We start from the raw sequence: 18,652 nt of genomic DNA on the forward strand, positions 1-18,652 counted from the left end.
CCGCCATAGAAACCTTCGCTTTCGGTTAGGCCGTCCTTGGCGCAGGAGAACGACAAGCCGTTCACAAATCCCATGACCGTCTCCCTCGGAGCCGCGCGTTGACTCGCGCCCGGCGTTGCATCAAGAGTGCATCGACTAGCGCTTACAGGGGGCGGGCATGCCGATCGATCTAAAACTCAGCAACAAAGTGGCCATCGTGACCGGCGGGAGCCTTGGGCTCGGCGCCGAAACCGCTCGGCAAATGGCCGCCGAAGGCACCAAGCTCGTCCTGGTTTCGCGCAAGGAAGATCCACTCGAACCGATCTGCGACGAACTCACCAAGGCCCACCGCGCCGATATCCTCCCCATCGTTGCCGACCTCACCGATCCGGCGGCACCCGACGCCATCGCGAAACAGGCGCTGGAGCGCTTCGGTCGCATCGACGTCCTGGCGAACTGTGCCGGCGCAGCCCAGGGCGGAATTTTTTGGGAGATTCCCGACGCGGTATGGGAGCAAGCCTTCGCGCTCAAATTCTTCGGCACCGTGCGCATGATGCGCGCCGTGATCCCGGCGATGCGGCAGCAGAAATACGGCCGCATCGTCACCATTGTCGGGGACACAGGGAAGCAGCCCAACCCCCGCCTGTTGCCGGGCTCGTCGTCCAATGCCGCGTTGCTCGCCGTGACCAAGGGCCTTGCCGACGAAGTCGGGGCCGGCGGCATTTCGGTCAACGCCGTCAATCCCGGTCCGACCAAGACCGGGCGCATCACCACGTTGTTCGACAACCTGTCGCGCGACACCGGCAAATCGCTAGCCGAGATCGAAGCCGACTTCACCAAGGACAGTCCGTTCAAGACTATGGGCGATCCAGTCGAGGTCGCCCGCGTCGTCGTCTTCCTATGCTCGGACGCCGCCGCCAACATCACCGGCACGTCGATCCTCACCGACGGCGGGCGCAGCCGCGCGTTGGCTTAACCCAAACACCTCGTCCCACGGCGCGGCGATCGCCGCGTCCCGAAGTACAGGAGGCTTCCATGCTGCTCAACAAAGAACGCGCCTACGCCGTGATGGATAAATATGGCCTCGACGGCCTCGTGGCGAAGGAAGCCATCAACGTCTACTACCTCACCGACTATTGGGATCTGTTCTCGTCGGGCGGATGGACCTTCAACAGCTATGCAGTTCTGCCGCGCGACGAAAACGCGCCCGCGGGTCTCGTCATCAACGCCGCGATCAACGCCGAAAGGTTGTCCGAGGTCACCCCGACCTGGGTGCCCAATGTCGTGATGTTCTCGGATTACTCAGGCCGCAACACCGCGGACTCCGGCGTTGATCCCAACACCGGCGAACCCGAACCCGCGGCCTGGAACGGCTGGCCGGTTCGCACTGGCGCGCCCCTCACCCCGCTCGAACAAACCTGGGCTGATCGCGCGAAACACCATGCGCCGCGCATGGCTGCCACACCGGCCTGGGGCCTGCGCCGCATCCTGAAGGACGCCGGCCTAGAAAACGCCAAGGTCGGTACCGACGATCCGCGCATCATCGGCTGGATGAGCAACATGGGGATGCCGGGCATCTCGGCGGTCGAAGCCACCAATATTTTTCGCGAAATTCGCATGGTGAAGACCGAAGCCGAACTCGCCCTCATGCGCAAGGCTGCCGTCATCAACGAAGCCGGGGTCGACGCCGCTCTCGCCGCCGTCCATGCCGGCGCTCACTGGGACGACATCGAGCGCGCCTATTTCACCGAGGTTTCCAAGCGCGACGGCAAGGGCCGCTACATCGTCACCACGCTTGGCGGCTTGCCCCACGGCAAGGTCGTGCCCGGCGAATCGCTCTTCCTCGATTCGCTCGCTGAATACGACCACTACCTCGGCGACATCGGCCGCACCGTTATCGTCGGCGACCCCTCGGCGGAACTGGCGCGTCGCGCCAAGGCGATGGAAACCGGCTGGGAAGCCGCCTGCGCCATGATCCGCCCGGGAATTACCCGCAGCACCCTGATGGAAAAAACCGTCGAGGTGATTCAGAAAAGCGGGTTCCCCGAATACTTCTACGTCTCGCCACACAGTCTCGGCCTCGAACACACCGACAATCCGTTGCCGCTCGGCGACGATATCTACGCCGGCGGCGAGTTCGACTTCGCCCTGCAAGAAAACATGGTGATCAACATCGACATGCCCTACTTCGAACTCGGTTGGGGCACGCTGCATCTCGAAGACACCATCCGCGTCACCAAAACCGGCTTCGAAGCCCTCACCTCTAACGAATCCCGCCTGCGCATCATCGACGCCTGAGCGGTCGCCTTCCCCCGCTCCCAGGCGGAGACGCAACGCCCGTGACGAAGCGCCCCATCAATGCTCAAATGCCGCTAGCCAACCCGTCAGCCAGCGAGCCCGCCCCATGACCAACCCCCGCGTTCCCTTCGTCCTTGCCGACCAGCGCCCCAAGCTTGCCCCGCCTGAGGGCAAGCCGCTGATCGTGCATTTCGTGGTCAACATTGAGAGCTGGCCGTTCGATTCGCCGCCGCCGCGAAAAATCCTCACTGGGCCGCACGGGGTCGAAACCCTACCCGATGTGCCCAACTTCTCCTGGGCCGAATACGGCCTGCGCGCCGGCATGCCGCGCCTGTTCAAGATCGCGCGGGATCGTAGTCTGCCCACCAGCGCGTTCCTTAACGCGGGCGCCATCGACGACTACCCCGCCGTGGCGCAAACCGTCAAAGACATGGGCTGGGAGGTCGTCGGCCACGGGCTCAAGCAAAAGTCGATCCAGGGCGACGAGAACGAAGCCACCTTGCTCAAGGCGTGTCTCGACAAGATCGAGGCGTTTTACGGTAAACGCCCGCGCGGCTGGCTCGGCCCGGGCCTGCGCGAAACCAACGACACCCCCGACATTCTCGCCTCCGAAGGCGTCGACTACATTTGCGACTGGGTGCTCGACGATCTGCCCCATTGGATGACCACCAAGCACGGCCCCGTCATCTGCATGCCCTACACGCTCGAGCTCAACGACAGCCCGATGTACGCCATTCAGTGGCAGAACTCATCCGACTATTACCAACGCTACAAGGACACCGTCGCGACGTTCGAAAAAGAGTTCGACAACAACCCGCGCATCCTCACCATCGCCACCCACCCCCACCTGATCGGGGTGCCGCACCGCATTGGCTATCTCGAAAAACTCATCGACGAATTGCTCGCGCGCGACGACACCATCTTCATGACCGGCAGCCAAATCGCCGACTGGTTCATCGAAGCGGACAAGGCGGCGCAAACGCGCTAACCCGCGAATTTGACACCCCTGCATCCGCAGGCCTATCACCGCGGTCCCGTCCTCCATCGTCGGCACCCTGCCCCAACATGCCCGATCGCAAAACCCAACTAGTCGGCATGGCCGCGATTTCGACCGTGGTCATCGTCTGGTCGACCTTCTTGGTGATCAGCCGCGCTGGCGTCCAATCGGGCCTGACCATCTTTGACATCGCCGCCTTGCGGTACGGCATCGCCGGGGCGATCTGCGTGCCGATCGTGCTGTACTACAAGCCCTGGCGCAGCACGACTGTCACCCGGCTGGCCATGCTCGCGATCTTCGGCGGCGTGCCCTATGGGCTGTTATCCTACGTTGGGTTCATCTTCGCACCGGCCGCCCATGGCGGGGTATTCCTCAACGGCATGGTCCCCGCCCTTGCCCTGATCATCGGCTATGTCTGGTTGCGCGAAAAACCGCTCGCCATTCAGGTGATTGGCTGCCTGTTGATCATCGTTGGTGCCGGGATGGCCGCGATCGGTGCCAGCAGCGGGTCCAACCCGCGCGCCTGGATCGGCGATCTCGCCTTTTTCAGCTCCGGCGCCTTCTTCGCGGTTTTCCTGATATTGCAACGCCAATGGCGCTCCAACATTCCCCAAGTCTTGCTCGCCGCCGCTATCGTCGGCGCCATCACCTACCTACCGATTTGGGCGCTGTTTCTGCCGACAACCCTAGCCCAAGCCGAGCCAAACCAAATCGCCCTCCAAGCCGTCTTCCAGGGCCTTTTCCCCAACTTGATCGGGCTGATCCTGTTGTCGCACGCCGTGCGCCGGGTCGGCTCGACGGTCGTCGCGGCCTTCCTGTCGGCAGTGCCCGGCGTCGGCTCGGTGTTCGGGCTGATCTTTCTGGGCGAAAACCCCGCCCTGCTAGGTTGGCTCGGCTTGCCAATTCTGACCACCGGCATCCTACTGGCCACCGTCTGGCAACGGCGCGCCTGACCGCCCCCTTGCCGCCGGCGAACAAATCGCTAGGCTCCGGGCCAAATCCAACGACCATCGCTTGGGAGCTCTACGCATGACCACCCCCACGACCGCCTCGCTGACAAAAGACGCCGTCGATTTCGCCGTCGGCCTGACCTACGACGCCATCCCCGAGGACGCGCTGAACATCGCCCGGCGCTGCATTTTGGACGGGCTTGCAGTCATGGTCGGAGGTTCCGAGCAACCGGCGCTTGAGGTCATGGCCCGCTATATCGACAGGGTCGGCGGCGCCCCCGATGCGCGTCTGCTGGGCAACGCCAACAAGAAAGTCCCGGCGCACCTCGCCGCCCTGTGGTACGGCCTCGCTGGGCACGCCATGGACTGGGACGATACCCAGCTTTCCGAAGGTCCCGGCCGGATGTACGGGCTGCTGACCCACCCGACCGTGCCACCGCTGTCGGCCTGTCTCGCCATCGGTGAAATGCTAGGCGGCGTGGACGGGAAAACCTTCCTTACGGCCTTCAACGCCGGCTTTGAGGTCGAGTGTAAAATCGCCGAAGCCATCAACCCCGATCACTACGCCCGCGGCTTTCACACCTCGGGCACCATCGGCACGTTCGGCTCGGCGGTGGCGGCCGCCAAAATGCTAAACTTCAACCACAGCCAAATGGCTCAAACCATTGGTATTGCAGCATCTTTAGCCGCCGGAATCCGCGCCAATTTCGGCACCATGACCAAGCCGTTGCATGTCGGTCGCTCCTCCGAGAACGGCGTCACCGCCGCACTGCTGGTGCGCGAGGGCTTCACCTCCAACACCGAGGCGCTGGACGGCAAGTGGGGCTACCTCACCATTGCCGGTCCGGGCGGTGATCCCGATCTCGTCCTAGGCCGCTTCGGCAACCCACTGACCATCACCTCGCCCGGCGTCAGCATCAAACCCTACCCTTGCGGGGTCCTCACCCACCCCTCGATGGACGCGCTCAAATTCCTCATGCGCGACGAAAAGGTCAAAGCCGACGACATCGAGAAAATCAAACTCTATGCCGCGCAAAATATCCTCGGGCCGATCCGTTACGACTTTGCAACCACCGAGCTCGAAGGCAAGTTCTGCATGCACTTCCTGTTGGCCGCCATCGCAATCGCCGGCAAAGCGGGCAAACGCGAATTCACCGACGAGTTCGTCAGCCGCGCCGATGTCGGCGCTATGCAGCGCCGGGTCGAGACCATCGACGACAAGAAGATCGAGGCGATGGGTTACGACCGCATCCGCAGCCGCGTCGAAGTCCTCACCAAGGACGGGCGCACACTCGAACTGTGGGCCGACGAAAACTATCGCGGCTCGCCGCACAACCCGCTGACCGACGACGAGGTCGAAGGGAAGTTCCGCGACTGTGCGGAGGGCTTGCTCGGCGAAAATCAGATCAAAGCGGTGTTCGATCGCATATGGAAGTTGGACAGCGCAACCAGCGCGACCGATGTCCTGACCGATCTTCATTGGCAGAAAGGCTGAACGGCGACGCTAAAAGAACGTCCCTTCCCCGGCCCAAGGGCGATAAGCAGAGATAAGGAGGGAGCATGTCCGACACACCCAAATCCGAGATCGCCCCTGACGTAGCCCATGACCTCGCGCAGGCCGTTCAACTTCTGCGCGCCGCGCACGACATGTACCAAGAAATCCTGCGCGCCTCGCTCGACCATGCCGGCCGCGACGCGCTCGATATTCCAGCATTTCTGAAGCGCTTGAACGGGGCGCTCGTTGGTTTCAAAACCTACGATCAGCGGATCTCTGGGCTCATTGACCGTTACCAGAACTAGCGCCGCATCGGTCCTGGGAAAACTAGAACTAGTTCGAATTAGGTTTGCGCGACGACGACGGATGGAGTCGCGATGCGTGGTAGGCAATACGCATGACTCCAAGATGCCCTCGCATGCATTGATTCGGTCTACCGCCAAGGTGTTAGATAGTCCGCGTGTGCGGCGTTCAACGAATAAGCAATCACAATCCGGTGCATCGGCGGACCGTTCGGCGACAACGCGCGGAAGAAAACGAATCTGCGTGGAGTTCTTCTATCTTGACCTATCGGGCTAGTGGCGCGTGCCGTAACGGCATCGCCGCCCCCCGCCTGTCCGGTGCGACGTGCTAGACGGCGGCGCGGCATCCTCCGCCGCGCCCGCGTCGGATGGCCTTGACGCAAAGATCAGGGACATTCGCAGCCGGTTCGTAAACGGCACGCTTGTTGTCCTCTCGATGGCCGCCGTGCCGGCGCTGGTCGCAAGTTTGATGCGCATTCCCGACATCGGCTTTTTGCCCGCGATGGGCGCCCATGTCGCGCTGGCGGCGGCGCTCTTTGCGCTGACGCTCCGCCGGCACCGCCTGCCCTATTTTGTTCGCGCCGGTTACGTCGTCCTCCTGTTTTTCATGATTGCGGCAGTCGGACTGGCCAACATCGGGATGATCGGCGGCCCATATATCCACTTCGCGGCGGCGGTCATCTTCGCCTTCGTATTGTTCGGGATGTGGACCGGCGCCGCGATGATTGTCCTCAGCATCGCAGCGATGCTCGGTTTCTACGAGTTGTCCGCGGCCGGGATCCTGGCACCGGCGACCGACCCCGTCGCCTACATCGCCAGCCGGAGCACATGGATTACGGCGGCCGCAGGACTCCTTTTGCTAACCGCCGGCGTGGGCGCGGCCATTACCCTGTACCAGCGCCAACTCGCCAACACGCTGCGCGGCGAGGCTGACGAACGGCGGCGGCTCGACCACCTGATTGCCTACGCCCCGGACGGCATCCTAATCGCCAACGCCGCGGGGACGATCGTTCGCGCCAACATTGCTGCCGCATCGGCGTTCGGCTATGCGGAAGAAGATTTGGTCGGCATGCCGCTGGAAACCTTGCTGCCAGCGGTGAAGAGCGTGTGGCCTAGCGCCGACGGAGACCGCGCCCCCGCCCGCAGCGACATACCGTCGATGGCCGGTCGCCGGCGCGATGACACCGACTTCCCGGTGGCCGTGACGCTCGGACGCCTCGCCGATGCGCACGGCGACTCCGTCGTCGCGATGGTCCACGACTTGACCGATTTCGAGACGCTGCAGGAACGTTTGGTCCAAACCGCCAAGCTCGAAGCCATGGGTAACCTCACCGGGGGCATGGCGCACGACTTCAACAATTTCCTCACGATCATTATCGGCAGCCTCGACTTCCTCCAGGGCGACGTCGAGGGCGTGACGGACTCCCAACGGCACATTGAGCGGGCACGACGCGCCGCCGACCGGGCCGCCAATTTGACTAAAAGCCTTCTCGCCTTTGCCAGGCAGCAACCGTTGGTTCCCCAAGCCATCGACATCGCCGCTCACGTCGACGACACCCTCAGCCTCCTGCGCCCGGGAATCTCGCCCAACATTCAGATCGCAGTGGACTTCCCAAGCGACCTGTGGCGTGTGCAAGTCGATGCAAGCCAATTCGACTCGGCGATCGTCAACATCGCGACCAACGCGCTCGACGCCATGCCGAACGGCGGCACGTTCCGCGTTGTCGGGCGCAACACCGTCGAGGAGGGACAACCGGACGACCCCGGCGCCCTGAACGGCGATTTCGTTGCAATCGACCTGATCGACTCAGGCATCGGCATGAGCGCCGACGTGGCGGCGAGCGCCTTCCAACCGTTCTTTTCGACCAAGGACGCCGGGCACGGCACAGGCCTGGGCCTCAGCATGGTCCACGGCTTCATTAGCCAGTCCGAGGGACGTGCCGAAATCGACAGCACACCGGGCGCCGGGACGACGGTCCGGCTCTACCTCCCGCGCGCGGTGGACGACGCCGATTCCGACGGGCAGGACGCCGCGGCGGTCGAATCCGCGCCACCCACCCCCGGCGCGCGCGCCCTTGTCGTCGAAGACGACGAAAACGTGCGCGAAGTTGCCGCGGCCCACCTCTGGGCGCTTGGCTATGACGTCATCGAATCGGCGAGCGGAGATCTTGCCTGGCCGTTGATCGCCGATCCCGATGTCGCAATCGACGTGCTCTTCACGGACATCGTGATGGACGGCGAGCTCGACGGTATTGCGCTGGCCGAACGCGCCCGCCTGCGCCGTCCCGCCCTCCCGATCGTGCTTACCTCCGGTTACGCCGGCGGGAGCCGGTCGGAGCAATCCGATATCCTGCGTGGCACGCCGCTCCTGCAAAAGCCCTATCGACGGGTCGAGCTCGCCGCCGCCATCGCCGAGGCGACGAGCCGCGCAGGCGGCTAGGGCCGCAGCGGATAAACCATGCAGGTCGTCGTCCCGTGGGCGTAAAGCAGGTCGCGGTCGTCGATCAACTTCCCCTCGGCGGTACCAAGACGCCTGCCGCTGTGGATCGCGGTGGCGGTGGCGCGCAGCCGTCCAACATCCACTGGGACCGGCCTCACGAAATTGACTTTGAACTCGACCGTCGTGACGCCGAAACCGGCGCCAACCGTGGTCTGCACCGCGCACGTCATCGCCGAATCCATCAAGGTCGCAACATAACCTCCATGGACAGTGCCATAGGGGTTTAGAAAGCGACCGCCCGGCGTACCGGCAAACAGGGCGCTGCCTGGCGCCACGTCGAGCAGTTCAAATTCCATCGCCACGCTGATCGGTGGCCGCGGCAACCGGCCCGCGATCATCCGCTGCATGATTTCGAGCCCCGTTAGGTCGGCGACGGCGGCGGGATCCAGGACGCCCACCGCTGACCCCAGGGGGCGATCTTCTATTTTCATGGTCCAATCCCAATATTGAGTTCTATGACAGAACCAAATCACGGTAAGTTTTTTGATACAACTACTAATAAGTTGCTTTTTAGAACCAAAAATCGTTTAGTTTCATAATGAAACGAATCAGTTTTTCAGACCAACGATGCTCACTCGCCCAATCCCTCGAAATGATCGGCGAGTGGTGGACCCTTCTCATCGTCCGCGAGGCCTATTTTGGGACACGCCGGTTCAGCGATTTCCAAAGCCGGTTGGGCATCGCCCGAAACGTCCTGAGCGAACGCCTCGACCGCCTCGTCACCAACGGACTACTTAAAAAAGAGCCCGCCTCGCCGGGCGCCAAGCGGGCGCACTACCGCCTGACCGACAAGGGGCGCGACCTTTTGCCCGTGGTCGTTGGCCTCGTCCAATGGGGCGATCGATGGGTATTGGGGCCGGAGAACGCGCCGGTGCGTATGGTCGACCGGACGACCGGAGACGAAATCGGCGAAATCAGGGTACAAACCAAGGAAGGCCGCCCCCTGGCCCTCCACGATATCGGCCTAGAACCGGGGCCGGGCGCCGACGACGCCATCCGGGAACGCTTCCAGGAGACGGTTGCCGAAAAAGGCGCCGTCCGCTGGCGCATCCGTCGCCACATGGCGGTGTAATCTGCCGTCTCGACGTCATTGCGTCTCTACGGCATCGAATTATCGACGCTCCCTAGAGGCGGCCCGCCCGCGACGGGGCGGGCCCCTGCCCTAGTGGATCGATAGAAGCGAGCCGAAGCCGTCGACCTTGTCCTTGATCCCGTTGCTGCGCAGCGCGTGCCAGTAGGTCGCTGTATTGATCGCGACGACCGGCTTGTTGAGCCACTTCTCGGCGATGCCGGCAAGGCGCGCCATTGCGAGGTTGGTGCCGGCCTGGACGATCGCGTCCACATCGTCGCCGTTGACCTCCATGATAGCCTCGCGCAGGCGATCCTCGGACTCATGGGCGATCAGCACCGGACTCTTGCACTTCAGCCCCAGAACGGTCTTCACATCGAACCCAAGATCCTCGAAGAAACGCCGCACGTTCTTATCGCCAACCGGCATATAGGGCGTGATGCAGGCGATCCGCTTGATCGGCCCGTACTGTTCGGACAGCACTTTGAGCGCTTCTTGCGAGGCATCCGACCCCATGGTAACGCCGCAGCCCGACACCTTCTCCATATGCTTTTGCAAGATGGCCGAGCCTTCGAGGCCGTCCCAGAACGTTTCCGCCGACATCCCCATGACCAAATGATCCATGTGCATGGTCTTCAGTCGTTCGACCGCTTCGTCCTGTTTCTCGGCGATCACCTTGATCAGTTCGTTGAAGTCGTCGTCGTTGGCCACCGGCATGTCCGGGATATGGATCCGCGCCATGTGGTTGGTCACGCCTTCCGGGCGCATCCGATCGAATTCGGGCTGGACCGAGGTATTGGTCGATGGGGCGATAACCCCGAATTTCATCCGATAACCCAGTGAATCAGGCATGGCTTGTCCTCCCTTGATGCGCCTTGTTGATCAGCGCCGCCATAATGCGAATCGCCGGGCCCACCCGCAAGGGCCGCGCCGGCGCCTGCCCACGGGGAGGGCGCCGGTCCCGGTCAGTGCGCTGAAAGAAGGCTTCCGAACCCGCTCCGCCGATCGTCGAATCCGTTGGTCCGCAGGGCATGCCAGTAGGTTGCCGTATTGATTGCAATCACTGGTTTGTTGAGCCAACTCTCCGCGATCCCCGCGAGGCGCGCCATCGCAAGGTTAGTACCGGCTTGGATGATCGCATCGACGTCGTCGCCGTTGACCTCCATGATCGCATCGCGCAATTCGTTCTCGCTGAAATGGGCGATCAGGACCGGGCTTTTGGCTTTGAGCCCCTTGATCCGCACGACATCGAAGCCGCATTCCTCGAAGAACCGTTTCACGTTCTTGTCGCCGACCGGCTGGTATGGCGTGATCACCGCGATCTTTTTCGCGCCGTAAGCCTTGAGCGCGGCTTGGCTCGCCTCCGATCCCATCGTGACCCCGACCCCGGCGATCGTCTCGATGTGTTTCTTGAGCTTCTTGGAGGCTTCAAGGCCGTCCCAGAAGGTTTCAGCCGAAATGCCCATGACGATGTGCCCAGGATGGCAGGTCATGACCCGCTCGATCGCGGCATCCTGGGCCTCGGCGATTTCCCCGATCAGCTTATTGAAATCGTCGTCGTTGGCGATCAGGTTGTCGGGGACGTGGATACGCGACATGTGGTTGGTAATGCCCGACGGTGCCATGGCATCGAATTCAGGTTGAACCGAGGTGTTCGTCGAGGGGGCGATCACCCCGAATTTCATGCGATATCCCAGCGAATCCGGCATTCCGGCCTCCCATGGTTGTTGTTGAGTCTTGGGCCAGAACTTTCTGCCGTGGGGCGGGGAACTGCCATGATCTGGGTCAACGGAACGGATCGCCAGGCTCCGGAACCAATCCGACTTCACCCTGTGGGCAGGTGCGCCGCTATCCGGTACACTGCGCCCAGACGTCGGCTAACAAAACGACGCAACGCATGGGTCGACACTGGCCCGAAGCCACAGGGAGTAGAACGCAAATGAAATTGACCACTTTCCTCGCCACCGCCGCGGCAACGGTATTGATCGCCGCCGCCGCGTCTGCGCAAACCGTCGGAATCGGTACCACCAAAGGCGGCGCCACCGCGCAAACCTCTACCGGCATCGCGCAAATCGTGACCGAGCACTCCGGCCTTCGGATGCTGCCGCAGCCAATGGGCGGGACGCAGCAGTACATTCCCATGGTCAACAACGGCGAGCTTGAATTCGGTATCGCCAACATGATGCAGACGATCATGGCCTATGAGGGCGTCGGACTTTCAGAAGGTGATGGGAAGTTCGATAACCTCCGGTTAGTCGCGACGATGATGCAATTCCGCGTCGGTCTGATCGTCCGTGCCGACTCAGGCATCAACTCGGTCAAAGACCTCAAGGGCAAACGGGTCCCCACCGGTTACAGCGCGGCCCCGTTGTTCGCACTTATCATGGAGGGCATGCTCGCCAACGGCGGGTTAACTCTCGACGACGTTCAGGGCGTACCGGTGACGGCGCTCATCCCCGGCGTCAACGCCTTCAAAGAAGGTAAGGTGGACGCGGTGATCGGCGGCGTCGGTGCAGGTTTCGTCGACGATGCGGCGGCGGCCGTAGGTGGCCTCAAGTTCATCTCGTTCGATACTTCGCCAGCCATGGCAAAGGCTTTCGCCGACAAAGCGCCGCGTACCTACCTTGCGGCGGTAGAGCCAGGACTGACCGGTATTGAAACACCGACCAACGTCATGTTCTTCGACTACATGCTTTGGACCCACAAGGACGCTTCAGAAGATGTGGTCTACAAGGTCACCAAGGCCATGTACGACAATGAAGCGCAGCTTCATGGTTTTGGCCCCCTGTGGGAGACTCATTCCTCCAAGACCATGGCCAAGGACCAGGGCATGCCCTACCACCCTGGCGCGATCAAATATTACAAGGAAGTCTCCGCCTGGCCGGGTAGCTGACGTCAGGCCGCATTTTGAGAACGCCCGGCACGTCTGTGCCGGGCGTTTCGTTTTGCTAAACCACGAGTCAGCAGGGGCGGCATGACTAGTATTCCGGTGCATCGAATCACGCCCATCTTGGGCACGATACTGACGGTTGTTGCCTTGGCGATGGCCGGCGACGTTCCATTTCATTTCGGCATCGCGATCTTCGACCAACAAGCCCTCGGTATCGTCCTCGGGCTCGGCTTGGCCATCGTGTTCATCAACATCCCGGCTCGCCGCAGCGCGGGTGTGGAGCGAAAGGCGCCGATCATCGACGTCGCTCTCGCCGTGCTCGCCGCGGCAATGGGCATCTTTTTCGCGATCCGCTACCCCGTCCTTTCCAACGAGTACTACTTCCACCAGACAGAGACCTTTCTCATCGGAATTGTTCTCATTCCCCTGGTGATCGAGGCGCTGCGACGCACCGCAGGAATGGGACTAGTCACGATATTGGTTGTGTTCCTCCTTTACGGGCTGGGCGCCGACCTAGTGCCGGGACAATTGCAGGGACGCGCCCAGGGATTCCCCCAACTCACCTCCTATCTCGGCGTCGACTACAACGCGATGTTCGGACTTCCCCTGGTCATCATCACGGGAGTCGTCATTCTTTTTATCTTCCTCGGGCAGCTTTTGTTGCGCTCCGGCGGGTCTGAATGGTTTACCGACGTCGCCATTGCATTGACTGGACGTTCGCGCGGCGGGTCTGCCAAGATTGCCGTCGTCGCCTCGGGGATGTTCGGCTCGATCTCCGGTAGCGCGGTATCCAACGTCGCGTCGACCGGCGTTCTCACCATCCCCCTGATGCGCCGGGGCGGCTACTCCGCTCCGGCTGCCGGGGCTTTCGAGGCGGTCGCGTCGACCGGTGGCCAGATCATGCCGCCGATCATGGGCGCGGCGGCGTTCCTGATGGCAGAACGCCTAGCGATCGGCTATTCCGAGGTGATCGTCGCCGCCTTGCTGCCGGCCCTGCTCTACTATTTCGCGGTCTTCATCCAGGCCGACATCGAAGCCGCGCGACGCAACATCCCACCGATCCCGCGCGAACAGATGCGCCCCATACTCCAGGTATTGCGTGAAGGTTGGTTTTTCGCGCTGCCCTTCGCGGTTCTCATCGTTTCGCTGTTCTGGCTCAACCGGCGACCGGAGACGGCCGCGCTTTGGGCGGCCGGTTCGCTGATCGTGGTTTCCATCGTGTTCGGCTACAAGGGAAAGCGTATCAACGTCCGCGACGTCCTTCAGTGCCTGTCGGGTACCGGCGCCGTCGCAGTAGACATCATTGTCGTTGGCGCTATGGCGGGCCTCATTATCGGGGTCATCGAAATAACCGGGCTATCCTTCGGCCTGACCTTCCTCCTCGTGCAAGTGGGTAAGGGTAGCCTCCTCCTTCTTCTGCTCCTGACCGCACTGGTCTCGATCATTCTCGGTATGGGGATGCCAACGACGGCGATCTACTTGATCGTCGCAACGCTGGCGGCACCTCCGCTGCGCGAACTCGGGATCGACCCTATCGCCGCCGACATGTTTGTTCTGTATTTCGGGCTCCTGTCGATGATCACGCCACCTGTAGCGATCGCGGCGTTTACCGCGGCAAACTTGGCGGGGGCGCGACCGATGCAAACCGCCTTGCTCGCCTGTCGCTATGGCTGGCCTGCCTTCATCGTGCCGTTCCTTTTCGTGCTCTCGCCAAGCCTTCTGCTTCAAGGTTCAGTTCTTGAGGTCGCCCAGGCGGTGGTGACGGCAGTGGCCGGCGTATGGCTCGCCTCAGCCGGCTTCGGTGGCTTTTTCCGCAGACGCCTAGATTTGGCCGGACGCATCGTGCTTTCGGTAGCCGGTCTCGCGTTGTTGGTACCTGCGAACGCCTTCGACGGCGCCATCTGGGTAGAGATCGGCGGCATTGTCCTTGCGCTTCTCGGCGTGTTGCGCGAGACCATGGGCAGCCAAAAGCGGCCAACATAGAGTCGGTGCTGCACACCGTTCGAACGATGGAGAGGCATACGACTACATTGGCGCCCAGACACGAAGAAGGAACGGAACATGGCTGATCAAGGCGCTCACGGCCTCCTGCCCGATGCCACCCACGACGAATCCGCGCAACAGGGGTTCATCTACAGTCTCAAGACTCATCTGCAATCCAACGTGATCGGCGGCAATGCCAAGGTCTATGCCGCCAACGTCGAACCCGCCTTCGTCAAAAAGAACGGCCGCGCGCCCAAGGATCGTCATGAGGTGCGCGCCAGCATGGCGCGCGAACCCTACTACCAGATGTATTCGACGCTGCAGAAAAACTTGCAGATGATGAGCCAGGACGCCGTCGGCGATAGCATCTTCCGTCAGCTGCCGGGCCTGATCGGCGCGGCGAAACACATCGCTGCGCGCGCAAAGAAAAAAGGATCTCTGCGGCTCAACCCCGATGTGGCAATGCCGCGCTATCTCACGGCGGTCGACATTCACTTTACGCCGGGCTCCTATTACACCGATATGGCCGAAGACGATGTCTCGGCGGGCGCAAGGTACGATCGCGGATTCTTCCTCTACGTCATGGGTGCCCTGGGCAAGTACAACGAGAACATGGGCGTCTCAAGCGCGCTGTGGCTCAAGAACAACCATCCTGATTTTAAGCCTGCGCGCATTCTCGAAATGGGATGCACGGCGGGGAACAGCTTGGTCCCCTATGTCGATATGTTTCCGAAGGCCGAGGTGCATGGCATCGACGTTGGCGCGCCGGTTCTGCGCTACGGACACGCCCGGGCGGAGTCGATGAACAAACCAATTCATTTCTCGCAACAGAACGCCGAACACACCGACTTCGCCGACGACACTTTCGATCTCATCGTCTCGCACATCCTGCTGCACGAAACTTCGCGCCGCGGTGTCTACGGAATCATGAAGGAATGCCACCGCCTCCTGAAACCGGGCGGCATGGTCATTCATCTCGAAGCGGCCCTACGCTATGCCGAAATGAAACCGTACGATGCGTTCATCCGCGACTGGTCCACCCACAACAACGCTGAGCCGTTCTGGGGCACCGTCAAGGAAATGGACCTGGTCGAGCCCGCGTTGAAGGCCGGCTTCCGAAAGCAAGATATCATCCAAGACTACACGCCCCTGGTGACCGGCACGACCTATCTGATGGACACCGGCCGTGCGGCCAATGCCGGTCCCAAACAGTTCGTTTACGGCGCGATTAAAGCCTAAGCGGAGGACGCCCCATGGCCCGCCCCAACGGACAGATCATTATCGACTCGGACTCCCACGTCGAAGAGGCCGACGACGTCTGGAACCACCTCGACCCGGCCTACGCCCATCGCCGGCCGGTCATCGTGCAGCACCCCGGTCTACCCGGCCCCTACGCCCAGGACGCCTATTGGCTGATCGACGGCCAGATGTTCCCACGCCCTTACGGCTATGGCCCACTGATCTACGGCACCCCCGTCAGTTCGAAATTCGCCAAATCGAAAAAATTCTCGATCGAAAGCCAAACCGTCGTCCCGCCGTCAGCCCGCATCGCCGACATGGACAAGCTCGGGATCGACATCCAGGTGCTGTTTCCCACGATCTTTCTCGACATGCTGTCGCTCGACATGCAGTTCGAAGCGGCCCTCATGGGCAGCTACAACACCTGGGCCGCCGAAACCTGTGCGGCCTTTCCCCAGCGCCTCAAGTTCGCCGCGCCCATTCCGGTGCGCAGTCCGGCACTGGCAGTCGAGGAGCTACGCCGGGTCAAGAAACTTGGTGCCGCCGCAATGCTGGTCTACGGCAGCGCCGGGGAACAGTTCCTCCACGAACCGCAGTTCGATCCGATCTGGGCCGAGGCAGAGGCGCTGGACATGCCGGTTGCCATGCACGTCGGCTGGAACATGCCCTCGGTCCACAAGAAAATGGACACGATCTTCGCGTCCGCCACCTTCGTCGCGGTCCCGATGATGTTCGGTCTATTCTCCATGATCGGCGGCGGCATCCTCGAGCGCCACCCCAAACTCCGGGTCGGGTTCTTCGAGGCCGGCGCCGACTGGCTGCCCTACCTCGTGCCGCGCATGGAACGCTACTGGGGTGTCTATTCGTCGAAGGGCTGGCCCGGCACGCCCAAGCGCAATCCCACCGAGTGGCTGGCCGGCGGCAACATCTACTTTTCGTGCGAAGGCGACGAACGCTACCTCCCCGACGTCGCCGAGATGCTCGGCGAAGACCACTTGATGACCTCGGCCGATCTACCGCACGAAGAAGCGCTGGAGGATTCCATCGCAGAGATCGAGCAGCGCCCCGACCTGTCGGACACCCTCAAACGCAAAATTCTGGAAGAAAACCCGGCGCGGTTCTTTGGGTTTTAGTTTTTGTACTCGTCCAACCGGCTCGCCGGAACGAAATCCAGCTTACCGCCGAAGTTGATATAGGCCAGCGCACCGCCCTTACTTGCGGGGCGGGACTGCACGGTCAGCGGCGGCTTGAACAGGTAGGTGCCGGCCCCATAGGTCGCGCCGTCGTCGGTCTCCATGCTCCCTTCGAGGACGAACAATTCCTCGTACACGGTGTGGAAATGATCGCCGTTGGGGCTTTCCCAGCCCGGCAGGAAGCGTACCAGCATCGACCCCTCGCCGGTTTCGGGGTGCTTGCTCAGCAGGCGCCGCCGGAGCGTGACCTTGCCGGTCGCATCCTTCACGTCGATCCAGTCTCCTGCCTCGGGGTCGGCCAGCACGGTGACGCCGCGCGGGTCCACTTTGCCGTTCAACGGATACGGCGTATCGGTGTCGGTATCAGGGTGCAGACAGAAGTCGAGCTCCTTGCTGCACCGTGAAAGGAACCAGGCCTCATCGTCGATCCGGCTACGGAATCCGTGCACGGTTTCGGCCGGGTGGAAGCAATAGGATTTGGGGCCAAGCCAGTTCTCGCCGTCGAAGGTGAAGGTGCCTTTGATGACCAACAACTCTTCGTCCATGTGGTGATAGTGCGCGCTTGGCGGCGGCTTGTAGCCGCGCTTGGGATCGATGCACTGGAACGCGGTGCGCGCGCCGTTCTCGGGGTCGTGGCTCAGCATCTTGGTGAACAGGCCCGGCTGTTCACCCTGCTCCCACTCCATCTTGTTGGTATCGAGGAAAGTATAGGGGCGCATCGCGTCTCTCCCTTATTCCACGACCGCCGGGACCCAGTTTTCCCAGACGATCTTGCCCAATTTTAAATCCCAGCTCACGTCGATCATCCAAGCCCGACCGGTGTTCTTGGGATTGAGTTTCCAAATGTCCGACATGGCTTGACCCGGCAGTTCGCAAAAGCCGCGGCCGCGCCACACCGAATGCGCCTTGAACGAGCCCGACAGGCCCTGGCGGATCACCTGTTTCAACGCCGGACGCCCTTCTTCGGGCATCTGCACCTTGCGCACCGACAACCAGTTGCCACCGAGCGGTACGTCCTTCAGCTCGCACGTATCCTCCAGCGTGACCGAGGCGCGCATGATGGTCTCGCCTCGCCGCGTGATCTTGGCGTTGACGCCGCTGCCCATGATCTGCAGCTCGTTATGGTCGCACACCAGCTTGGGCCGGCCCGAAACTTCGCGCGCCGCGATCATCGCCTCGTCCGTCGAGGTCCAGATGTAGGGAATGTAGCTGCCAAGCTCGTCGCCGAGCTTGACCTTGAGGACGATCATGCCCTCCTGGAACTTGAGCGAGGTCGGCATCTGGCGGTTGTCACCGATACAGCACAACGCCGTCGTACCTTCCGCCCATTGCAGCGGATCGGGGACCGACGCCCACGCCGCTTCGGGATCGGGCTCGAACTCGACGCAAATCATCCGTGCCGGATCCATCGGGTGCGGCGGTTTGGTATAGGGCGAGCTCGCGAACGGCGTGCTCCAGCCCTCCGGCTTGATCTTTTTCTTCGGCCCCGACGGGCGTGGCACCCAGGTCGGTTCGGTCGGGGTGATCTGGGCGCTCTTCAACAGATGTGCCGTGGCACTTGTCGTAGACGCCTTTGTCTTGGCCGGTTTCCCGTTGCTTCGCTTCAACGGCAAAGCCTTGCTTGCCGTTGATTTCGCCTTGCCCTTACGCGTCGACGCCATGATCCGCTCCCCTACCGCGTGCGACCGCTGTGGGCCGCGTCAGCTATAGTATAGTCCGTAATTAACCCGACGTAGCCGTGTCCCGTCGACCCCGGT

At 62.1% G+C, this 18,652-nt stretch carries 17 protein-coding genes; 12 read left to right on the forward strand and 5 right to left on the reverse strand.

What is annotated here, in order from left to right:
* The first annotated feature begins 157 nt into the window (after nt 1–157).
* The 7 genes from RID42_14300 to RID42_14330 all read left to right on the forward strand — a co-directional run bounded on the left by RID42_14300 (nt 158) and on the right by RID42_14330 (nt 8,461).
* A complete protein-coding gene (locus tag RID42_14300; GenBank protein MEQ8248844.1) occupies nt 158–955 on the forward strand; it encodes an SDR family oxidoreductase in 798 nt (265 codons plus the stop codon).
* A 59-nt stretch (nt 956–1,014) separates the two neighbouring features.
* Nucleotides 1,015–2,277 carry a M24 family metallopeptidase gene (locus tag RID42_14305; protein MEQ8248845.1) on the forward strand — a complete coding sequence of 421 codons (1,263 nt, stop codon included), beginning with the start codon at nt 1,015–1,017 and terminating at the stop codon, nt 2,275–2,277.
* A 106-nt stretch (nt 2,278–2,383) separates the two neighbouring features.
* Nucleotides 2,384–3,265: a polysaccharide deacetylase family protein gene (locus RID42_14310; protein MEQ8248846.1), complete on the forward strand. Its 882-nt coding sequence runs from the start codon at nt 2,384–2,386 to the stop codon at nt 3,263–3,265.
* Between the two features lie 77 nt (nt 3,266–3,342).
* A complete protein-coding gene (locus RID42_14315; protein ID MEQ8248847.1) occupies nt 3,343–4,227 on the forward strand; it encodes a DMT family transporter in 885 nt (294 codons plus the stop codon).
* A 76-nt stretch (nt 4,228–4,303) separates the two neighbouring features.
* Nucleotides 4,304–5,719: an MmgE/PrpD family protein gene (locus RID42_14320; GenBank protein MEQ8248848.1), complete on the forward strand. Its 1,416-nt coding sequence runs from the start codon at nt 4,304–4,306 to the stop codon at nt 5,717–5,719.
* A gap of 65 nt (nt 5,720–5,784) precedes the next feature.
* Entirely contained in the window at nt 5,785–6,024 is a 240-nt protein-coding gene (locus tag RID42_14325; protein ID MEQ8248849.1) for a hypothetical protein, read from the forward strand.
* A gap of 322 nt (nt 6,025–6,346) precedes the next feature.
* Nucleotides 6,347–8,461 carry an ATP-binding protein gene (locus tag RID42_14330; GenBank protein ID MEQ8248850.1) on the forward strand — a complete coding sequence of 705 codons (2,115 nt, stop codon included), beginning with the start codon at nt 6,347–6,349 and terminating at the stop codon, nt 8,459–8,461.
* Here RID42_14330 and RID42_14335 read toward each other — a convergent pair.
* A complete protein-coding gene (locus RID42_14335) occupies nt 8,458–8,952 on the reverse strand; it encodes a PaaI family thioesterase (protein ID MEQ8248851.1) in 495 nt (164 codons plus the stop codon). The genes RID42_14330 and RID42_14335 overlap by 4 nt on opposite strands.
* A 107-nt stretch (nt 8,953–9,059) precedes the next feature.
* On the opposite strand from RID42_14335, the gene RID42_14340 reads away from it, so the two are divergent.
* Nucleotides 9,060–9,593 (forward strand): helix-turn-helix domain-containing protein, encoded by a 534-nt coding sequence (locus tag RID42_14340; GenBank protein ID MEQ8248852.1) that lies wholly within the window; start codon nt 9,060–9,062, stop codon nt 9,591–9,593.
* A 90-nt stretch (nt 9,594–9,683) separates the two neighbouring features.
* On the opposite strand, the gene RID42_14345 is transcribed toward RID42_14340, so the two are convergent.
* Nucleotides 9,684–10,442: an arylmalonate decarboxylase gene (locus RID42_14345; GenBank protein ID MEQ8248853.1), complete on the reverse strand. Its 759-nt coding sequence runs from the start codon at nt 10,440–10,442 to the stop codon at nt 9,684–9,686.
* Between the two features lie 113 nt (nt 10,443–10,555).
* On the reverse strand, nt 10,556–11,299 hold the full coding sequence (locus RID42_14350) for an arylmalonate decarboxylase (GenBank protein ID MEQ8248854.1): 744 nt from the start codon (nt 11,297–11,299) through the stop codon (nt 10,556–10,558).
* A 230-nt stretch (nt 11,300–11,529) separates the two neighbouring features.
* On the opposite strand from RID42_14350, the gene RID42_14355 reads away from it, so the two are divergent.
* The 4 genes from RID42_14355 to RID42_14370 all read left to right on the forward strand — a co-directional run bounded on the left by RID42_14355 (nt 11,530) and on the right by RID42_14370 (nt 16,835).
* Nucleotides 11,530–12,483: a TAXI family TRAP transporter solute-binding subunit gene (locus RID42_14355; GenBank protein ID MEQ8248855.1), complete on the forward strand. Its 954-nt coding sequence runs from the start codon at nt 11,530–11,532 to the stop codon at nt 12,481–12,483.
* An 81-nt stretch (nt 12,484–12,564) separates the two neighbouring features.
* Nucleotides 12,565–14,463, forward strand: coding sequence for a TRAP transporter fused permease subunit (locus RID42_14360; GenBank protein ID MEQ8248856.1), 1,899 nt, complete (start codon nt 12,565–12,567; stop codon nt 14,461–14,463).
* Between the two features lie 78 nt (nt 14,464–14,541).
* Nucleotides 14,542–15,702, forward strand: a complete 1,161-nt coding sequence (locus RID42_14365; GenBank protein ID MEQ8248857.1) for a class I SAM-dependent methyltransferase — start codon at nt 14,542–14,544, stop codon at nt 15,700–15,702.
* A 14-nt stretch (nt 15,703–15,716) separates the two neighbouring features.
* Entirely contained in the window at nt 15,717–16,835 is a 1,119-nt protein-coding gene (locus RID42_14370) for an amidohydrolase family protein (GenBank protein ID MEQ8248858.1), read from the forward strand.
* Here RID42_14370 and RID42_14375 read toward each other — a convergent pair.
* Nucleotides 16,832–17,614, reverse strand: coding sequence for a cupin domain-containing protein (locus tag RID42_14375; GenBank protein MEQ8248859.1), 783 nt, complete (start codon nt 17,612–17,614; stop codon nt 16,832–16,834). The genes RID42_14370 and RID42_14375 overlap by 4 nt on opposite strands.
* A 12-nt stretch (nt 17,615–17,626) precedes the next feature.
* Nucleotides 17,627–18,556, reverse strand: a complete 930-nt coding sequence (locus RID42_14380; protein MEQ8248860.1) for an acetoacetate decarboxylase family protein — start codon at nt 18,554–18,556, stop codon at nt 17,627–17,629.
* Nucleotides 18,557–18,652 lie beyond the last annotated feature (96 nt).

The sequence above is a fragment of the Alphaproteobacteria bacterium genome, assembly GCA_040216735.1.
Lineage (GTDB): Bacteria > Pseudomonadota > Alphaproteobacteria > SHVP01 > SHVP01 > CALJDF01.